The organism is Pontibacter indicus (assembly GCF_900156345.1).
Lineage (GTDB): Bacteria > Bacteroidota > Bacteroidia > Cytophagales > Hymenobacteraceae > Pontibacter > Pontibacter indicus.
Genome location: NZ_FTPP01000001.1, coordinates 1241361 through 1261600 on the forward strand (window position 1 = coordinate 1241361; position 20240 = coordinate 1261600).

Here is a 20240-nt window from a genome sequence, read left to right on the forward strand (position 1 = left end):
TTTACGGGCCTCCCTTTTTCATGGCGGATAGTTGTTAGATTACTGCTGCACAACCATTTTCACGGACCTTGTCTCCCGGTGAGTCACCAGGCGCGCCAGGTACATTCCCTTTGGCAGGGCGCTGGCATCTACCTGCACTACCACCAACTCGCCGGCTTGCGCATTGCCTTGGCGAAGCTCCTGCACCAGCACGCCTTTCATGTCGTACAAAGCCAGGGTATAGCTGCTCTGCTCCTGCAGCTCGAAACGCAGCATGGACGTGCCCGCAAATGGATTTGGATAAGCAGTGAGTACATTGGTAAGCATGTCCTGCGCATCGGCTCCATTTTTCTTCTCGGCATACAGGTTACCGTTTCGGTGAATCACAATGTTGCCGCCGCCAATGGCCGGACCGTTTTCAGTCAGGAAATAGGCGAATTCATCTGCTGCGTGGCTGTCGTAGTAGAGTTTGTTGCCCTCGTGTTTGTCCCAGATGCGCAGACGCAACTTGTCCGTGCCGTTCTTTTTACCCTGCCCCGCATCCACTACCGATACTGTGAAGCCGAAGTTACCACGCCCGTTGATCTGGCCAGCCCCTTGCCACACGGCCTTGTCCTCCTGCACCACGAGCCAGTCGTGGCTGGTGCTTTCAAACCGAAGCGCGTTGGACAGCTTAAAACTCGTCGTGCCGGTCAGCTGCAGGTTCTCCCCTCCCTGCTCCTTATACCTGATGTTGAAGTCAAACTGTACCTTGACCTGCTCAGGTATACTGGCAGGCGTAAACCAACCTCCACCGGTTACAAATCCGGCATTGGGGTCGTAGATGGCAAGCGGTTGCGCATTCTCCGGTCCGGTGGATTCCAGGCAGGCGTCTGTGAACTCCAGTTGAGGTAGGTAGACACCGGTGCTGCTATAGGTATGCTGGCCTGTTACCCGGTTCGTTCCTGTTGTGTGGTAGGCAACAGACGAAGCGCCGTCGCCCCAATTCCAGTGCGCTGAAACATCAGCAGGTAGCTTGTCTGCTTCCAGCATTGCCGTCGTGCTGACAGGTTTGCCCACCTGCTGGCCGCCCGGCGGAAGAATCAGCTTTACGGCTACCGGCGTGTCGCAGTTTGCGGCTTGAGCACTATACTTCATGGCGAATAGTTTACTCTTGCCTTCTTCTGAACCAACACCAGACAGGTATAGATTGCCGTTCACATCGAATTGCACGCTGCCCCCGTCCATAAAGGTTGGTTCTACAGATTCAAACTTCTCCTCAAAAATCAATTCACCCTGCTGGTCATAAAGCAACAGCAGCGATCTTGGCGCTTTTGTGGTCGTGTTATAATAGCTTCCTGCCACCGCAATATGCCCATTTGCATTTATGTCTATAGCGCTTACGGATGCTTCTGTTGCCGCGCCTGCCGTGTACGATTTGAACCAGACACGCTTGCCCTCTTTGGAATACTTCATCGTAAAGGCATCGCGCTGTGAACTGGACAGGATCAGGTTATCCTCCGCATCGACACGCATGTGCCACATCACAACACTACCTGCTCCATCAAAATCCTCTACCTTAGACCAAATGATGTTTCCTGCGGCATCTGCTTTCGTCAGAAGAATGGTGTACTGGTAACCCGATCGATTTTGCGAAATGGTGTAAATCATGCCATCAGCATCTACATAGACTTGTCTGGGGTCTAGCACGGTGTCTTCAGTTTCTGGTTCTGAAGCGGGCGTAGTGGAGAGGGGTATGCCGTTTAGCTTGTTGAGCTTGACCAGATAGGAAACAGGGGTGGTATCCTTGGAAAGTACTCTACCCCTAAAAGCCAGCAAGGGATTGCCTTCGGTATCCAATGCCAGTGCTGCCCCATAGGTAGAGTGGCTTATCATTCCGTTCAGCTGGCTGTTCCAGATCACCTCGCCTGATGCACTTAACTTGAGCGCAAAAATGTCCTTGCCAGTTGTGTAAGAGCTATAGCCTGCCACATATACCTCATCGTTTTCGGTAATCATGAAATCGTGTGCCCTATCGATACTGGCAAATTTGTTCTGGTACGGTCGTATCCATAGCGTCTCACCTGCACTGGAAACTTTGGCGAATGCCATGGCCTGGCCGCCATAAGTCGAAGTAAACACAGCCATCAGGTAGACATCCCCTTTAGAATCCACTTTTAAGGTGACAGGAAATTCGCGTGTACTGTTCGGGAAGTTTTCCATTTTTTTATGCCAGGCTTTCTGTCCATTGGCATCATACTTCATCAAGGTCAAAGTCGACTCACCGCCCGGTGATTCCTGCGAACCTAGCATATAGATGTTTCCGTTGGCATCCAGTACGCTACCAGAGAATAGCTGTGATGTGCTGCCCTCTGTAGAGGCAAACACATTCCATTGCTGCACCATCTGGGCAGAGGCACTGGCTGCAAAGAGGACTAAAAGCGAAAAAGTAAGACAGAATATTTTGTAAGCACAAGGGCTGTGTGTTGCGGTACCATTTTTCAAGAAGACTGAACTGAAGCGTAAATTTTGTTTCATAGTTATAGGGTAGCTGTTATAATGAAATAATTGATAAATGAAAAAGTGCTAAATAAGGCATAAGGTGGCATGAACGAACCAAATCGCTTAATCAATTGAATAATAGCCTTATATAGCACATTAATGGGTTTAACAGGAGAACTGATCGTTATGAAATACTTTTCAAATCTGTACTGAATTGTTATATAAATTGTTGTACCAATTCCGGATAAATTCCCCTGCAAATTCTTCAACATCAGCTTAGGGCTAATAGCAATTCTAAAACAAGACGGATTTCAGAAACTTTTTGGCGGGCTGACGTTTATACAAATGTCACCAGAGGCGGGGCGGATTAAAATATTATTAACTTAAGATATTCATGCGCTCCTAATTTTATTTTATTACATTATTTGCATAATTTCGCTCGTACAAGAGACACTATCACGGACATAAAAAATACAGGCATGTCAGAACACGCTGAAATAATTTTAGAAGGGAAGTCCTACAAGTTCCCGGTTGTAACTGGTACCGAGAATGAGAAAGCAATCGATATAGCGGCTTTGCGCTCGGACTCAGGCTACATCACCCTGGACTCAGGTTATAAGAATACAGGTGCCACGAAGAGTGCGATCACTTTCCTGGACGGAGAGCAAGGTATACTGCACTACAGAGGCTACCCGATAGAGCAACTAGCCGAAAAATCGAACTTCATTGAAGTAGCCTACCTGCTGATCTACGGTGCACTGCCAACTGCGCAGGAACTGGAGGACTTCAGCGGCAAGATCAAGATGCACACGCTCGTGAACGAGGACATGCGTAAGATACTTGACGGCTTCCCGTCTACTGCTCACCCAATGGGTATTCTGTCAGCCCTGATCAGTTCTCTGACGGCTTTCTATCCGGAGTCGCTTAACCCGAACCAAACTAAAGAAGAGGTAGACCTGTCGATCATCCGTTTGATGGCGAAGATGCCAACTATTGCGGCCTGGTCGTACAAAAACTCAGTTGGGCATCCGGTTAACTATCCTAAAAACAAGCTGGACTACTGCTCTAACTTCCTGCACATGATGTTCGCCTTCCCAACGGAAGATTACGAGATCAACCCGGTGGTAGTGGATGCGTTGAACAAGCTGTTGATCCTGCACGCTGATCACGAGCAGAACTGCTCTACATCTACTGTGCGTCTGGTAGGTTCTGCGAACGCCAGCCTCTACTCTTCTGTATCTGCCGGTATCAGCGCCCTGTGGGGTCCGCTGCACGGTGGTGCCAACCAGGCTGTGATCGAGATGCTGGAGGCTATAAAGGCTGACGGTGGCGATTCTAAGAAATACATTGCCAAAGCGAAAGACAAAGACGATCCGTTCCGCCTGATGGGCTTCGGTCACCGTGTGTACAAAAACTTCGACCCACGTGCCCGTATCATCAAGAAGGCCGCTGACGAAGTATTGTCTGCCCTCGGCATCAACGACCCAATCCTGACGATTGCGATGGAGTTGGAGGAAGCTGCCCTGAACGATCCGTATTTCGTAGAGCGCAAGCTTTACCCGAACGTAGACTTCTACTCCGGCATCATCTACCGCGCACTCGGCATCCCAACCGACATGTTCACGGTAATGTTCGCCCTGGGCCGTCTACCAGGCTGGATCGCCCAGTGGAAAGAGATGCGTGAGCAGAAGGAGCCAATCGGCCGTCCGCGTCAGATCTACACTGGTGAAACAGAGCGTAACTACGTGGATATCGAGAAACGATAATATTGTTTTGAAATAGAAAGAACGGCCCGCTGCTGAGTAGTAGCGGGCCGTTTTTTTTTGTTGCTTGAGACTAAGGTTTGATAATATGGCGCAAGCGTCCTCGCTAATGTTGGCTATGGTTGAGCCTCTTGCCCGGATATAGGTATAGGTATAACGTGCCTTATAGCTAATGCTGTTACAGGTATAGCATGCTATACTGTTCTATAGCTTCGACTGTGCGGCGGTCACTGTATGCCCTGGCTGGGCGGGCCTCACTTTTTTCCTTGATGAAAAAAGTAAGCAAAAAAATCAAGACGCTCCAAACTCGCTGACCGCTCAAACAGTGGAGCATCGTTTGGTGCACCTGGCAAAGCTGTCTGTTTCATTGCTCAAGTGTAAGTTAGCCTTGCAATACCTGTCAGTGGTATGTGTGGGTAGTACAGAGTTCATTTGCTACTGGGCTTATACCTTAAGAAATGGCAGCAGCAGCAAGTCCCCCTTCGAAGGGGGTAGGGGGATGACAATCGTTCCCAGATTCCCCTCTCGGGAGGGGCAGGGGTGGGTATAATCGTGCACAGGTATATAACCAACTACAACGCCTATACCTGTGAATTGGCAGATCCAAATTCCCCGCCTTAGACTTTTTAGAGAGCCCCTTCCCCAGGAAGGGTTAGGGGTGGTTGGACCCAGTATGGCAGAACAGAAACTACAGCACTTGTAACCTCTGGATTAGCAGAAGTCAAAACTCTCCCCTCGAGAAGAGCTCAGAGGGTGTCAATCATTCATGAAAATGCTGTCAATCCTAGAATCCTGAAAATCCTGATTCAGACATGCTATACCTCTACAACCGCTGGAACCTTTAACCACTCGCAGTTCTTGAAGTAATAGCAATGTCATCGTCTCCCCTATAACACCCGCATTTCTATGCGGCGATTCTGGCTGCGGTTTTCGTCGGAAGTATTGGGCTTTACGGGTTTGCTCTCGCCGTGGCCGACGGAGGTAATGCGGTCCTTGGAGACATTGTTGCTGCGCAGGTAGTCGGCAACAGAGCGGGCGCGTCGCTCGGAGAGCACTTTGTTATCGGCATCAGACCCTATGTCGTCCGTATGCCCCGAGATCTCGATCTTGATAGAAGGGTTCTGCCGCATGAAGGTGATCAACTTGTCGAGCTCCGTTTTCGATTCACGCTCGAGCTTATACTGCCCTGTGTCGAAGAAAAGGTTGTTGAGCACGATGGCCGCACCGGATTTGATCGGTTTCAGGTATACGTCGAGCGCTACCGGGTCCAGCGACTTGCGGGAGGTATAGTCAAAGTGGAGGCTGTTCATCAGGAAACCCGGGGCTGACACATATAACCCATACTGTCGACCATCTGATAGCACAATGGTATACTCGCCTGATACCTTGTCGGAATTCACTTGCTGCACCAGCGAGTCGGCATTCACGTCGTAGAGCTGCACTACGGCTGCTATCGGCTTCTTGGTGTCGGCATGGTAAACGCGGCCCTGGGCGTAGGTACTTTTTACTTTGCTGCGCCAGTTCTCAGGCACGTCCAGTTCATAAAGCTGTATAGTAGCGGCACCGGCCTCTGTCATTTCCTGGCGGGAGTAGTAGCCTTTTTTGTTGTCGGCTGTGATGAAGAGCGAGCCTTCGTCGGCATGCGTGTTCAGCGGATAACCCATATTTTCGGGTGCACCCCACTTGCTCTTGTTGTCCTGCTTGGTCATAAACACATCGAGGCCGCCCATCCCCAGATGCCCGTCGCTTACAAAGTAAAGGGTGCTACCACTCACGTGGATAAAGGGGGCCATGTCGCGGCCTTTTGAGTTCACGGGCTCCCCCATATTCTCAGGCTTTTGCCATGATCCGTCTTCATTGAGGCGTGTTACCCAAATGTCCTCTTTGCCTATACCTCCTGGCCGTGTAGACGTGAAGTACAGGGTTCGCCCGTCAGCAGAAAGGCTCGGCTGTGAGTCCCAGGCCTTGGAATTCACCACGGTGCCCATGTTTTTAGGCTTGCTCCATTCGTCACCGCTCCGGAAAGATATGTACAGGTCGCAATCGCCCTGGCTATCGGGGCGGTTGCAGGAGGTGAATACAATCGTTTTGCCGTCACCCGAAATGGTGGCAGCCCCTTCATTGGCAGAGGTGTTGATGGCGGGCGAAATAGAGCTCGGCGGACTCCACTGGTTGTCACGATACTGGCTGACGAATATGTTTTCGTCCTGGTCCGGGCGGTGGCCTGCCCGCGCTGTGAAGATCAGGTGACGCTGGTCGGCTGTGGTAGATGGAAAATACTGGAGCTCGAAGCGGTTGACGTTGCTAGGCAGCCTGACCGGATTAAAGCTTACCGGCTTCTTCATAGCCTCAGCAGCAAACTCAGCGGACTGTATCTGCTGCCGCGCAAAGTCGGTCATACGGCCGTTCCGGGGCTTGCCACGCAGGAAGAACTCAAAGTTTTTGCGGGCATTTTCGTAGTCTCCCCGCTCAAAATAGAGGTCAGCCAGGTCAAAGTAGCTGTTCATCAAACCTGCATTGAAGGGCTTGAGGGACAGCCCTTTCTGAAGGTTCTCAAACACCTCTGGCTTGTTGCCCATGGCCCGGTGCAGACTCGCGATTTTCAGGTAAGCGTCAGCATATTTGGGGTCGCGCTCAATGGCCTCGTCCAGGTAGGCAAGCGCCTTGTTAAAATCCCGGGCTTGCGCTGCTTCTTCCGCTTTGTAATATAGGGTCACTGCTTTTCTGGAGTTGGAGGCTGGTCTGTCCTGTGCCAGGCAAGTGGTTGCTACACTAAGGGCAATCAGAGTCAGAAGAAGCAGTGGCTTAAGCATAGCTTTTTAAGGGATATCCATGTACTTGTGCGTCTGCAGGGACACACGCCATTGGGGGTTGTTTTTAACGTACTCGACAATCAGCGGCATCAGTTGCGTCGCCTTGCTCCACTCCGGCTGCAGGTATAGCTTACAGTCAGCTCCTACTCTGGCCGCATGCTCTTCTGCCCACGCAAAGTCCGATTTGTTAAATATAATGACTTTTAGCTCATCTGCAAAAGGATACACGGAAGCATCCGGCGCCTTGAACTTTTTTGGGGACAGACACACCCAATCCCAGTAACCGCTCAACGGGTAGGCCCCGGAAGTTTCGATCATCGTCCGTATACCTGCTTCCTGCAATCCGGCTGTCAGCGGGTTTAAATTATAGAGCAAAGGTTCGCCGCCTGTGACTACGACTGTTTTGCCGGGAAAGGTTTTGGCAGTGGCTACAATTTCAGGTATAGGCGTAAGAGGATGCTGCTCCGCGTCCCAACTCTCCTTTACATCGCACCAGTGACAGCCCACGTCGCAACCACCAAGCCTGATAAAATAAGCAGCCGTACCGGTGTTACCACCCTCCCCCTGAATCGTGTAAAAAGCCTCCATTAACGGAAGCTCGCTGCCGTCTTTGGGCACTGTATGAATTGAAGCGGTCTTGTATGCTTTTGTCGTTTCCAAATCTGTATTCCAATGGCTATACCTGTAGCCACAGGTATAGGCCTTCTTAAATTAAGCCCGGCTATACCTAAACCAAAATCAGGCATCTCCGAACTTGCAAAGTTAGTTAAAAAAGCAACAAGGAAGAGCTCAACTTATGTTCCGTTATACCCAACCGAAACATAAACTTCTATAGTCTGGATTTGTAGGGTCAGGTCGCGACCTGTTTAAGTCTTGTACAGGTATATCTATCGCATTTGTGCTTGGGAAAACCTGTTGGAGGAACCCCGAAAAAAAATCCCCCTTCTATTTTTAGGAGGGGGATATGAGAAGCTTAGGCGTATACTTCTTTTTTAGCTGCTCTGAGTGTGTTCTTCAGCAGCATGGCAATGGTCAGCGGACCGACACCGCCCGGAACCGGGGTGATGTAGCTGCACTTCGGCGCCACGTTGTCGAAATCCACGTCGCCGCGCAGTCTGTAGCCGGACTTGCGGGTAGCGTCCGGAACGCGGGTTGTGCCTACGTCGATCACCACAGCGCCTTCTTTTACCATGTCGGCAGTGATCAGGCCAGGTATACCTACAGCGGCAATGATGATATCCGCCTGACGGGTATGGTAAGCCAGGTCAACGGTATTGCGGTGGCAAAGCGTCACGGTGGCATTGCCTGGGTAAGCGGCTTTGGCCATGAGGATGCTCATGGGAGAGCCCACAATGTTGCTGCGCCCGATCACCACGCAATGTTTGCCGCTCGTCTCGATGCCGTAGCGCTCGATTAGTTGCAGGATGCCGTAAGGCGTGGCGGGCAGGAAAGAAGTCAGACCGGCTACCATGCGGCCCACGTTTGCCGGGTGAAAGCCATCCACGTCTTTCTTCGGGTCCACGGCTTCCAGCACCTTCTGCGTATTGATATGCTTTGGAAGGGGCAGCTGCACAATGAAACCGTCCACTTCCTTGCTCTCGTTCAGTTCCTGAATTTTGCTAAGCAGTTCTTCTTCGGTCACATCGTCTTCGTAGCGCACCAGCGTCGAGCCGAATCCTACCCTTTCGCAGGCCAGCACTTTGTTGGTCACATACGTGACAGAACCACCGTCATTGCCTACCAGGATGGCCGCCAGGTGCGGTACTTTGCCACCATTGGCTTTAATATCGGCAACTTCTGCAGCAATCTCTTGCTGAATGGCTTCGGATGTTTTTTTACCGTCGAGCAGAATCATCTTTCTAGTTAAAAATTATGTGTTAAGAGTTTCAATTACAGGTTTACATAGGAGTCGTTCACTACATATTCGTCGGCAATTTGTAGCAAGCCTTTGTAGTAATTTAACTGGTGCCGCAGTACCTCCGTTCCGAGGGAGCCTTCCAGGTCAATGGCTTCAATCTCCACAAAGTGCCCTAATCCCTCCAGGTGGTCGATGTGAAACTTGACATTCTCGATAAAGAAGATCTTGCGAAACTTCTTTACCTGCGCCATCACCTGTTTGCCATCGCATACCTGCGCAACTGTAGTTGGACTGGGGTTCTTCAGGTATAGCAGCACCTCTGTCTTTTGCAAGCCTCCACTGTACTCGCGCTTATAGTGTATGAGCACATTTTCTATGTTGCCCTGCCGGTGCTTGAGCTTGCCGGTATCGGTTTCATAGAAGGTATCGGTCTGCACGTCGAGGCCTACGTATGTTGCCTCGTGTTGCAGCAACGTACTTTCTGCATCGGTAGGATTGGCACAGCGAGCTTTTATCGTGATGTCAGCGTACAATTCGTCCGTAGTTTTAGACCAGACAAAGGACTTTTGTCAACATTAAAAAAGCGGCAAGCCCCGGCGCGCAGGGGCACGTTGGGGCTTGGCACTGTTAGTCGAGCTTGAGCACAGCTAAGAAGGCTTCTTGTGGAATCTCCACGTTGCCTACCTGGCGCATGCGTTTCTTTCCTTTTTTCTGTTTCTCGAGGAGCTTGCGCTTACGCGAAATGTCACCGCCGTAGCACTTGGCCAGTACGTTCTTACGCAGGGCCTTCACCGTTTCGCGAGCGATGATCTTCTGGCCAATGGCCGCCTGAATGGCGATCTCGAACATTTGGCGAGGCAACAGCTCACGCAGTTTTTCGCAGAGGCGCTTGCCCCAGTCATAAGCCTTGTCGCGGTGAACGATGGCGCTCAGGGCGTCCACCTTCTCGCCGTTCAGCATCACGTCCAGCTTCACCATGTTCGACTGACGGAATCCGATCAGCTCATAGTCAAGCGAAGCGTAGCCTCTCGAAATAGTCTTTAGTTTATCAAAAAAGTCGAATACGATCTCGGCAAGCGGCATTTCGAACGACAGCTCTACACGGTCGCTGGTCAGGTAGGTCTGGTTTTTCAGCACACCTCGCTTGTCCATACAAAGCGAGATGATCGGGCCCACATACTCGGCCTTCGAAATGATCTGGGCTTTGATGAACGGCTCCTCGATGTGGTCAATATAGTTCGGCTCCGGCATTTCGGAAGGCGCATTTACCTTCACCATCTCATTTTTGGTGGTATAGGCATGGAACTGTACCGACGGCACGGTCGTAATCACCGTCATGTCGAACTCGCGCTCCAAACGCTCCTGCACGATTTCCATGTGCAGCATGCCCAGGAAACCGCAACGGAATCCGAAACCCAGTGCGGCCGATGTCTCCGGTTCCCATACCAGTGAGGCGTCGTTCAGCTGCAGCTTTTCCATAGAGGCACGCAGTTCTTCGTACTCGCTCGTCTCCACCGGGTATATACCGGCAAATACCATTGGCTTCACATCTTCGAAACCCTGTATACCTACCGCAGGACGGTCGACGTGCGTGATGGTATCACCTACCTTTACTTCTTTCGCATTCTTGATACCCGAGATCAGGTAACCTACGTTACCGGCGGCCATTTCCTGGCGTGGCTCTTGGTTCAGTTTAAGAACACCAATCTCGTCGGCTTCATACGTCTTGCCCGTGTTGATGAACTTTACCTTCTCCCCTTTCTTCAGCGTTCCGTTATAGATGCGGAAATATACCTCGATGCCTCTGTAAGAGTTGAAAACCGAGTCGAAGATCAGGGCTTGCAGCGGTGCGCTAGGGTCGCCTTTCGGAGCAGGGACGCGGTCGCAAATGGCATTCAGAATCTCTTCTATACCGATGCCTGCCTTACCAGAGGCATGGATGATGTCTTCTTTGTCGCAACCGATCAGGTCGATGATTTGGTCACTTACCTCTTCCGGCATAGCGTGTGGCAGGTCGATCTTGTTCAGCACCGGAATAATTTCCAGGTCCGAGCCAATGGCCAGGTATAGGTTAGAGATCGTCTGCGCCTCTATACCTTGCGAAGAGTCCACAATCAGCAGCGCGCCCTCGCAGGCGGCAATGGAACGGGATACCTCGTATGAGAAGTCGACGTGGCCCGGCGTGTCGATCAGGTTCAGCACATAGTCTTCTCCCTTATAATGGTAGTTCATCTGGATGGCGTGGCTCTTAATCGTAATGCCGCGCTCACGCTCCAGGTCCATGTTATCGAGCAGCTGGTTTTGCATCTCGCGCTCAGCCACGGTAGAGGTAAACTCTAACAAGCGGTCGGCCAGAGTACTTTTACCATGGTCGATGTGAGCAATGATGCAGAAATTTCGGATGTTCTTCATATAAATTTAATACGAGAACAAAGTTAATAATATTCCTGTCAATTTATTTCAATAAAGTAGTGCCAGGGCGAACTAAATCTGTTTTAGGCACAGCAAATCCAGCACCCCTACCCTCTTTTCAAGCTCCAAAGCTGCCATGCTCATACCTGAATTTAGAGGCTGAAGAGCAGTCTATACCCGGCTTACCAGAGCAACTACCTGAACTGTAAACACTCATTTTCTTTTATGCTGTACGGACCAGGTTTGGATTTATTCATACTCCTCTATATATTGTAAAAGTCTATTTATGACTTAAAAAATCAATGTGATGACTGAGAACAAAAGCATCAACGAGAAAATAAGGAGGAAAATAAATGAAGTACAGGCACTTAACGAAGAAATACCGGGGGTAGTCATCATCCACTGGCTTGACAGCGGACTGGTTGAGTACATATCAGAAAGAGGGGCCAAATCTCTGGGAACCACGCAGGAAGAGATAAAGGCGATGGGACTCGATTACCACAAAAAATTCTTTAACCCTGAAGATGCGGATTACTATGTTCCGAAGCTGTTGGGTATGATCAAGCGCAACGATATAAACGAGTACGTTACCTATTTCCAGCAAGTGCGGCTGTTGCCGGAGCAGGACTATGTGTGGCACCTGAGCAGCTCCAAAATTTTCATGCGCGATGAAGAGGGCAATCCCATTCTCTCCATCACGGTTTCTATACCGGTAGACCCGGACCACCACGTTACGCCCAAGGTGGGCAAGTTGCTGGAGGAAAATATTTTCCTGCGAAAAAACTTCTCCACCTACTCGCAGTTGTCCGGTCGTGAGCGGGACATCCTGAAACTGACCGCACTGGGCAAGAGTTCTTCCGAAATTGCCGAGGAGCTATACATCGCCACCTCCACCGTCGAAACTCACCGACGCAACATCAAAGCCAAGCTCAACGCCACCTCATCTTACGAACTGGCCCAGTACGCCCGCGCTTTCGACCTGATTTAACTGCAGAAACTCACTTCTTTATCTAAGGGCAACGCGCACGTCTGACCAGGGATTAGCGGGCGGAACGTACTGCCTGTGGAACAACAGAATCCCATTCCTCTCCGTTTAGTCGAATGCCGCTCAGGATGCCCTATTCATCTGAGTGCCCTGTCATTCCTGCTCAAAAATGACTATATTCGCATCAAATTTGAAAAATCCCTGTTAATTACATATGCAACTTACTAAAGTAGAACCATATAAGCCGGTTAACCATATCCGGATCGTGACGGCGGCCTCGCTGTTCGACGGGCACGATGCTTCCATTAACATCATGCGCCGCATCATACAGGCATCCGGCGCTGAGGTAATTCACCTGGGTCACAACCGCTCGGTACAGGAGATCGTGGATTGCGCCATACAGGAAGACGCGCAGGCGATTGCCATCACCTCCTATCAGGGTGGCCACATGGAGTACTTCAAGTACATGTACGACCTGCTGAACGAGCACGGCTGTGGCCATATCCGCATTTTCGGCGGAGGCGGCGGGGTGATACTGCCTATCGAAATTGAGGAACTGCACGGATACGGTATTGCTCGCATCTACTCTCCGGACGACGGCCGCGCCATGGGTCTGCAGGGCATGATCAACGACATGCTCGAAAAGTGCGACTTCCCTACGGGCAAAGACCTGAACGGTGAGGCGAAGCATTTGAGAGACAAAAACCCAAAGGCTATTGCCCGCCTGATCTCCGCTGCCGAGAACTTCCCGGACGAAGCCCGCAGCATCCTCGACGAAGTAAAAGAACAGGCCAAAGAAGTAAAGACGCCGGTACTGGGTATAACTGGTACAGGTGGTGCCGGTAAATCGTCTTTGGTAGACGAGCTGGTGCGCCGCTTCCTGATGGATTTTCCGGATAAGAAAATCGCCATCATCTCCGTGGACCCATCGAAGCGCAAAACAGGCGGGGCCCTGCTGGGTGACCGCATCCGCATGAACTCGATCTCGAACGAGCGGGTGTACATGCGCTCACTGGCTACGCGTCAAAGTAACCTGGCCCTGAGCAAATATGTGCAGGACGCGGTGGACATTGTGAAAGCCGCCGATTTCGACATGATCATCCTGGAGACTTCCGGTATTGGCCAGTCGGACACGGAGATCATCGAGCATTCGGATATGAGTTTGTATGTAATGACGCCCGAGTATGGTGCCGCCACGCAGCTCGAGAAGATCGACATGCTCGACTTTGCCGACGTGATCGCCCTGAACAAATTTGACAAGCGGGGTGCCTTGGACGCCCTGCGTGACGTGAAGAAACAATACAAGCGCAACCACCAGTTGTGGGATGTGAGCGACGAGGAGATTCCGGTGTTCGGCACCATTGCCTCGCAGTTCAACGACCCGGGCATGAACCAGCTCTACCGTGCCGTAATGGCGAAGCTGACGGAAAAGACAGGTGTGGAATTTAACTCCAACCTGCAGACTTCGCAGGAGATGTCGGAGAAAGTATACATCATCCCTCCTGCCCGCACACGCTATCTGTCTGAGATCTCCGAGACCATCCGCAACTACGACAAGTGGACGAAAGACCAGGCGGAAGTAGCGCAGAAGCTATACGGCATTAAAAAGTCTATTGCGGCGGTGCAAGGTATAGAAGTGGAGGACAAAGACCGTTTGATCAGACAGCTGGAGCAGGCCTATGCCGAGGTGGAACTGAGCCTGGACGGACAGAACAAGAAGATACTCGAGAACTGGAAAGAGAAGGTTCAGGCTTATAAGAACGAGTTCTACGTATTCAAGGTGCGCGACAAGGAACTGAAGATTAAGACACATACTGAATCCCTGTCGCACCTGCAGATCCCTAAAGTATCCACGCCACGCTACGAGGCCTGGGGCGATCTGCTCAAGTGGAACCTGCAGGAGAACGTACCGGGTGAGTTCCCTTACACAGCCGGTGTGTTCCCATTCAAGCGCGAAGGAGAAGATCCAACACGTATGTTTGCGGGCGAAGGTGGACCGGAGCGTACGAACCGTCGCTTCCACTACGTGAGCTTAGGTATGCCAGCCAAGCGTCTGTCTACGGCATTTGACTCGGTAACGCTCTACGGCGAGGACCCGGATTTCCGTCCTGACATTTATGGTAAGATCGGCAACTCAGGCGTGAGCATTTGCTGCCTCGACGACGCCAAGAAACTTTACTCCGGTTTCAACCTGGCTGATCCGATGACCTCGGTTTCGATGACAATCAACGGTCCGGCGGCCATTCTGACTGGCTTCTTCATGAATGCCGCCATCGACCAGCAGTGCGAACTTTATATTAAAGAGCACGGACTGGAGGATGAGGTAAACCAAAAAATCGAAGCAATTTATAAAGAGAAAGGTATAGCACGTCCGCAGTACCAGGGCGAGTTGCCACAAGGCAACGACGGGCTGGGCCTGATGCTACTTGGCGTAACCGGTGACCAGGTGTTACCAGCAGAGGTATACGAACCGATCAAAACCCGTACACTGGCTGCGGTGCGCGGCACGGTACAGGCTGATATTCTGAAGGAAGACCAGGCACAGAACACCTGTATCTTCTCCACGGAGTTCTCGCTGCGCCTGATGGGTGACGTACAAGCCTACTTCATCGACAAGAACGTACGCAACTTCTATTCAGTATCTATTTCCGGTTACCACATTGCCGAAGCCGGTGCCAACCCGATCACGCAGCTGGCCTTTACGCTGGCCAACGGCTTTACCTTTGTGGAGTACTACGTGAGCCGCGGCATGGACATCAACAAGTTCGCCCCAAATCTGAGCTTCTTCTTCTCCAATGGCATCGATCCGGAGTACGCCGTGATTGGCCGTGTGGCGCGCCGTATCTGGGCGAAGGCGATGAAGCACAAGTATAACGCCGATGCCCGTTCGCAGATGCTCAAGTACCACATCCAGACATCAGGCCGTTCGCTGCACGCGCAGGAGATCGACTTTAACGACATCCGCACCACGCTGCAGGCCCTGTACGCGATCTACGACAACTGTAACTCGCTGCACACTAACGCTTATGACGAGGCCATCACGACGCCAACCGAGGCTTCGGTACGTCGCGCGATGGCGATTCAGCTGATCATCAACCGCGAGTTGGGTCTGGCAAAGAATGAGAATCCGCTGCAGGGCTCTTTCATCATCGAAGAGCTGACGGATTTGGTGGAGGAAGCTGTCCTGGCCGAGTTCGACCGTATCACGGAGCGTGGCGGCGTGCTTGGTGCGATGGAGACTATGTACCAGCGCGGCAAGATCCAGGAGGAAAGCCTGTACTACGAGACGCTGAAGCACACGGGCGAGTATCCGATCATCGGCGTGAATACCTTCCTGTCATCACAGGGCTCTCCTACGGTTATTCCGCAGGAGGTAATTCGCGCGACCGAGGAAGAGAAGCAGTACCAGATTTCCATGCTGCAGGCACTACACCAGCGCAATGCTGATCAGTCTGCCGAGATGCTCAAGCGCATCCAGCAGGTGGCCATCAACAACGGCAACATCTTCGAGGAGATGATGGAAACGGTCAAATACTGCTCCCTGGGCCAAATCACCAATGCCTTATTCGAAGTAGGTGGCCAATACCGCAGAAATATGTAACCTACGATAAAATATGCCAGGGTTTCCTGGCGTTTTAAAAGCAAAGGCCGGGCTGATAAGTCTGGCCTTTGCTTTTTTATACCTTTAACAGCCAGCTTATTGACAACATAATGCCGCTTTGCAAGGTATAAAGCAACATATAGGCACCGCATTTATGAAAAGAAAAAACAAAGATTCACAGGATTTCCCGTTTATGCTGGTGGGTTCTGCCCTCCTCTTTTTGGGCCTGGCTACCTACGTATACCTCAATACCCGAATTGCAGAAGAGGATATTGATTTTGATTTGTGGGATGAGGATGTCAGCGATTACGCCTAATCAGGTATAGGTTTCCGACAGGTATAGATTATCCCAATTTGATAAAACGAAAAGCCAGTTCGCGCTGCTTTGGCAGGTTGCGAACTGGCTTTTTGCTAGTTATAGTTAATATTACAGTGCGTAATTGCCGGATGCCTCCGGTTGGAAGGTCACTTTCTCTATCTTATAGTTGATGGTGCCGGATGGCACAGGCCACTCAATCTCGTCTCCCTCTTTGCAGCCAATGATGGCAGTACCCACCGGTGCCAGAATCGAGATCTTTCGGGCGTTCACATCCGCATCTCGCGGATACACCAGCGTGATTTCCAGCTCATTGCCACTTTTCAGGTCCCGAAGCAATACAGTAGAATTCATCGTCACGACCTCAGCCGGAATCTCTTCCGAGGCGACCCTTTTGGCACGCTTCAGTTCCTCCCCCAGCTTGGCAATGTTGGCCTGCATTCCTGGCCCCTGCCGCTGCTGTTGTATCAGTTCAATCAGGCGCTTGTAATCCTGCTCCGTAAGATAGATCACGTTTTCTTCCATATCAGTTTAGTACGTAATTTTTGCTGACAGGACTAGATGAAGTCTGCTTCGGAAAATAAATATCCTGGAAGCTCTTCGTCTGCCCCTGCTCCACTCGTCTGAATATTTTGTCTGGTGTGATGCTTTCCAGCGAGCCAAATCCGCAAGCCTCCATCACCTCGATGGTCGACTTAATGGTATTGCCATGGAAATTGGCTACCCGCACACGTTTATCAGCTACGTCCAGTCCCTGGTACAGGTTCTTGTCCTGCGTGGCTATACCTACCGGGCAGCGACCAGAGTCGCATTTCAGGGCCTGTATACAACCCAGCGCGAACATCATGCCGCGGGCACTGTAGCAGATGTCGGCACCCAGCGAGATCGCCTTGATGATATCGACCCCCGTGATGATCTTGCCTGCCGCGATCAGCTTGATTTCGTCACGCAGATCGTACTGCTCCAGCATGTGCTGCACGTAGGCCAGTGCATCGTACAATGGCATGCCCAGGCTGTCGGTAAACTCCAACGGCGCAGCGCCTGTACCACCCTCGGCTCCGTCAATCGTGATGAAGTCCGGGTAAATGCGGTTGTGCTTCATCTCTTTGCACAGCAGCTCGAATTCCTGCTTGTTGCCGATACATAGCTTAATGCCAATCGGTTTGCCCTCTGACAGCACGCGCAGCTTATCAATGTAGAGAAGCATGGTGAACTGATCGCTGAAAGCCGAGTGCGCCGGAGGAGAAGCCACTGTTGTGTGGGGCATTACTTTACGTATGGCCGCAATCTCCGGCGTGTTTTTGGCTGCCGGCAAGATACCACCATGGCCCGGTTTGGCACCCTGCGACAATTTGATCTCCACCATCTTGATGTTCGGATGCGCCACCTGCTCCTTGAACAGTGTTTCAGAGAAGTTTCCGTCTTTGTCGCGGCAGCCGAAGTAGCCTGTACCAATCTGCCAGATCAGGTCACCGCCTCCCTCAATGTGGAAGGGGCTCACACCGCCCTCGCCGGTGTTGTGGGCAAAGCCGCCCAGCTTGGCTCCGGCACTCAGGGCGGTCACGGCAGTTTTGCTCAATGAGCCGTAGCTCATGGCCGAGATATTATAAATGCTCGCACTGTAGGGCTGCTTGCAACGGCTCCCCCCTACGGTCACGCGCAGGTCTTTCGTCTGCACGCGTGCCGGGAACATGGTATGCGCGATCCACTCAAAACCGGCCTCGTGGCTGTTGGCCTGCATACCGAAAGGCACTGTCTCGCGCTCGTTTTTAGCACGCTGGTACACGATGGAGCGCTGGCGGCGGCTGAAGGGCTTGCCGTCCAGGTCGGATTCAAAAAAGTACTGCCGGATTTCCGGGCGGATGCTTTCGAAGAGATAGCGCAGGTAACCCACCATCGGGTAGTTGCGCAGGATAGAATGCTTGCCTTGCCGGATGTTGGCCAGGTATAACAGGTGCAGCGGCACAACGACCACCAGCAGCCACAGGTACTGCCGTTCGAACACCGATAAAAACAAGGTAATCAGATAAGCTGATAGAAAGGCATATCCCATGGATTGCCTGACACTGACCTTACTCGCCATGTTGAAAAATCAAAAATGAATTAAATAAAGGGAACTTGTTAAACCAGAAATCGGTAATTGCCAGTTTTGTTTGCAGGGGGCCAGAGCTGTAAGCTCCGGCTTACTAGTTAAAGGCCTTTGGGGAGGAAAAGAAGTTAAGGCAATAGCCGTTCAGTTCATCACACATTGCCACATGATGAGAAGCTGCCACCAGCCCGGAAGCAGGTATAGCAAGCCAAAAAGAAAGGTGTTTGCCGGTTGGCCTCATAATCTTTATGATTGACAGTGCAAAGTTAGCGGAAAGAAAAGGAGAAAACACAAAAATCAGCCACTAATAATTATAAATGGGCATTTTTTTGGTCCAAAGCTATTCCAGACAGCCAACTTAGGGACTTAACGACAAAATACAATTAATGGTATGGCAAAGGGCACAACCTTAATCCCTATATAGCGTTAGGAAATTTAAGTTTAACTCTTCAGGCTACAAACATGATGCGCTTTACGACCATATCCTCTCTCCTGCTTATTGGTACCACATTTGGCTATTTCATGAAAGGCTGGATGTCGCCTGAGCAACTTCAAATGAATCTCCACGAAGACGACGTGCACCTGTATTTATAGGCTCGCAACTGTTGTTTTGACAAAGTACTAAGCAGGTTTTCCGACCTGCTTTTTTTCTCCATATACAGTGCCTCTTTAGGTATATCATTGTATAAACTGTACCTTTAGCCCCCGGAAATAAATCCTATCACCTATTCCTTATTACATGACACAACAGGAAAAAATAAGCTACATCATCGGCCGCGACATGGCTGCCAACCTCAAAAAGCAGGGAATCGACATCGAAGCAGAAGCTTTCTTCAAAGGCTTGAAAGAAGTTATCGCTGGCGAACCTTCTTCGCTGTCGCAGCAGGACATCCAGATGGCGATGATGGCGCTGCAGCAGGAAATGCAACAGAAGCAGGGCGCAAAAGGCGGAGAGAACCAGAAAGCTGGCGAGGCTTTTTTAGCAGAAAATAAAAACAAGGAAGGCATCAAAACACTGCCAAGCGGCCTGCAGTATCAGGTGATCCAGGAAGGCACAGGCAAGTCGCCTTCGGCCTCAGACAAAGTAACGACCCACTACCACGGCACGCTGATCGACGGAACCGTATTCGACTCGAGTTATGAGCGCGGACAGCCGGCCACTTTCCCAGTGAACGGTGTGATCGCGGGTTGGACAGAGGCGCTTCAGCTGATGAAGGAAGGTGCCAAATGGAGACTCTTCATCCCGTCTAACCTGGCCTATGGCTCGCAGGGTGCCGGTGACGTAATCGGACCAAATACCACACTTATTTTTGACGTAGAGCTGATCTCGGTACATTAATACATAGTCAGGTATAAAATACAGAGGTCCGGCCGGGTGATTGAACACACCTGCCGGACCTCTTCTTTTAAGTATAGCGCTATACCTAGGCTATCTTCAGATCTGTTTCGGCCATCTCCTGCAACCAGCGTCGGCTCTCCTCCGGGTACAGGAAATGATGGATGATCATAAAATTATCGCCGTCCATCAACTCGTCTCCGTCAATTTCATTCACCAGGCTGCTGTAGGCAAACACCGGCATCACAATGGCGACGAACACGTTCTTCTGCACGGCGCGCAACACCTGCGGAAAAACATATTTGAACACCCATTGCTGGTCTTCTTTCTCAATGGTCCGCCTGTTTTGCAGGTCCATGATCCACTTCTGCGGCTTGTAGGTAAGCACCATGTTCATGATGTGGGCATAGCCCTGACGCAGCTCGTTCGAACTTACCTCTCCCTCCCACTTCACATAAAGTGTCTCTTCTTCGTGGTTATACTGTAGCGTAAGCTGCTCCTTCAGTACGCTCCGGTGCTGGTCTTTTACCGAAAAATGTCTGCCAAATGCATTGGCACCCATTATTTTATCTGTGTACATGGTATGGATCGGGTTATGCGGCAAAGG

General features: G+C 51.1%; 14 protein-coding genes. 5 read left to right on the forward strand and 9 right to left on the reverse strand.

Annotated elements, in window-relative coordinates; genetic code table 11:
- Positions 1-39: 39 nt before the first annotated feature.
- Positions 40-2496 carry a T9SS type A sorting domain-containing protein gene (locus B0B12_RS05330; protein WP_076666416.1) on the reverse strand — a complete coding sequence of 819 codons (2457 nt, stop codon included), beginning with the start codon at positions 2494-2496 and terminating at the stop codon, positions 40-42.
- 443 nt (positions 2497-2939) lie between these two features.
- Between B0B12_RS05330 and B0B12_RS05340 the strand changes: the two genes are divergently transcribed.
- Entirely contained in the window at positions 2940-4226 is a 1287-nt protein-coding gene (locus tag B0B12_RS05340; RefSeq protein WP_076666418.1) for a citrate synthase, read from the forward strand.
- 884 nt (positions 4227-5110) lie between these two features.
- Here B0B12_RS05340 and B0B12_RS05345 read toward each other — a convergent pair.
- The 5 genes from B0B12_RS05345 to lepA all read right to left on the reverse strand — a co-directional run bounded on the left by B0B12_RS05345 (position 5111) and on the right by lepA (position 11306).
- A complete protein-coding gene (locus B0B12_RS05345; protein WP_076666419.1) occupies positions 5111-7036 on the reverse strand; it encodes an OmpA family protein in 1926 nt (641 codons plus the stop codon).
- A 6-nt stretch (positions 7037-7042) separates the two neighbouring features.
- Positions 7043-7696, reverse strand: a complete 654-nt coding sequence (locus tag B0B12_RS05350) for a 7-carboxy-7-deazaguanine synthase QueE (protein WP_076666420.1) — start codon at positions 7694-7696, stop codon at positions 7043-7045.
- Between the two features lie 313 nt (positions 7697-8009).
- Positions 8010-8891: a bifunctional 5,10-methylenetetrahydrofolate dehydrogenase/5,10-methenyltetrahydrofolate cyclohydrolase gene (locus tag B0B12_RS05355; RefSeq protein WP_076666421.1), complete on the reverse strand. Its 882-nt coding sequence runs from the start codon at positions 8889-8891 to the stop codon at positions 8010-8012.
- 35 nt (positions 8892-8926) lie between these two features.
- Entirely contained in the window at positions 8927-9427 is a 501-nt protein-coding gene (locus B0B12_RS05360; RefSeq protein ID WP_076666422.1) for a class IV adenylate cyclase, read from the reverse strand.
- 94 nt (positions 9428-9521) lie between these two features.
- On the reverse strand, positions 9522-11306 hold the full coding sequence (gene lepA / locus B0B12_RS05365) for a translation elongation factor 4 (protein ID WP_076666423.1): 1785 nt from the start codon (positions 11304-11306) through the stop codon (positions 9522-9524).
- 307 nt (positions 11307-11613) lie between these two features.
- Here lepA and B0B12_RS05370 point away from each other — a divergent pair, with 307 nt between their 5' ends.
- The 3 genes from B0B12_RS05370 to B0B12_RS20220 all read left to right on the forward strand — a co-directional run bounded on the left by B0B12_RS05370 (position 11614) and on the right by B0B12_RS20220 (position 16208).
- On the forward strand, positions 11614-12294 hold the full coding sequence (locus B0B12_RS05370) for a helix-turn-helix transcriptional regulator (RefSeq protein WP_076666424.1): 681 nt from the start codon (positions 11614-11616) through the stop codon (positions 12292-12294).
- 211 nt (positions 12295-12505) lie between these two features.
- Positions 12506-15892, forward strand: coding sequence for a methylmalonyl-CoA mutase family protein (locus B0B12_RS05375; RefSeq protein WP_076666425.1), 3387 nt, complete (start codon positions 12506-12508; stop codon positions 15890-15892).
- A 154-nt stretch (positions 15893-16046) separates the two neighbouring features.
- Complete coding sequence (locus tag B0B12_RS20220) at positions 16047-16208, forward strand: hypothetical protein (RefSeq protein ID WP_170871820.1); 162 nt, start codon at positions 16047-16049, stop codon at positions 16206-16208.
- 111 nt (positions 16209-16319) lie between these two features.
- Here the strand turns inward: B0B12_RS20220 and rnk are convergent, their stop codons facing one another.
- Entirely contained in the window at positions 16320-16733 is a 414-nt protein-coding gene (gene rnk / locus B0B12_RS05380) for a nucleoside diphosphate kinase regulator (protein ID WP_076666426.1), read from the reverse strand.
- A gap of 1 nt (position 16734) precedes the next feature.
- A complete protein-coding gene (locus B0B12_RS05385) occupies positions 16735-18291 on the reverse strand; it encodes an FMN-binding glutamate synthase family protein (RefSeq protein ID WP_076666427.1) in 1557 nt (518 codons plus the stop codon).
- A 745-nt stretch (positions 18292-19036) separates the two neighbouring features.
- Here B0B12_RS05385 and bamJ point away from each other — a divergent pair.
- Positions 19037-19636 (forward strand): BamJ family beta-barrel-assembly machinery protein, encoded by a 600-nt coding sequence (gene bamJ, locus B0B12_RS05390; RefSeq protein ID WP_076666428.1) that lies wholly within the window; start codon positions 19037-19039, stop codon positions 19634-19636.
- A gap of 85 nt (positions 19637-19721) precedes the next feature.
- On the opposite strand, the gene B0B12_RS05395 is transcribed toward bamJ, so the two are convergent.
- The gene (locus B0B12_RS05395) at positions 19722-20213 is read right to left on the reverse strand and encodes a hypothetical protein (RefSeq protein ID WP_076666429.1); all 492 of its coding nucleotides are present in this window, start codon (positions 20211-20213) and stop codon (positions 19722-19724) included.
- Positions 20214-20240: the final 27 nt, after the last annotated feature.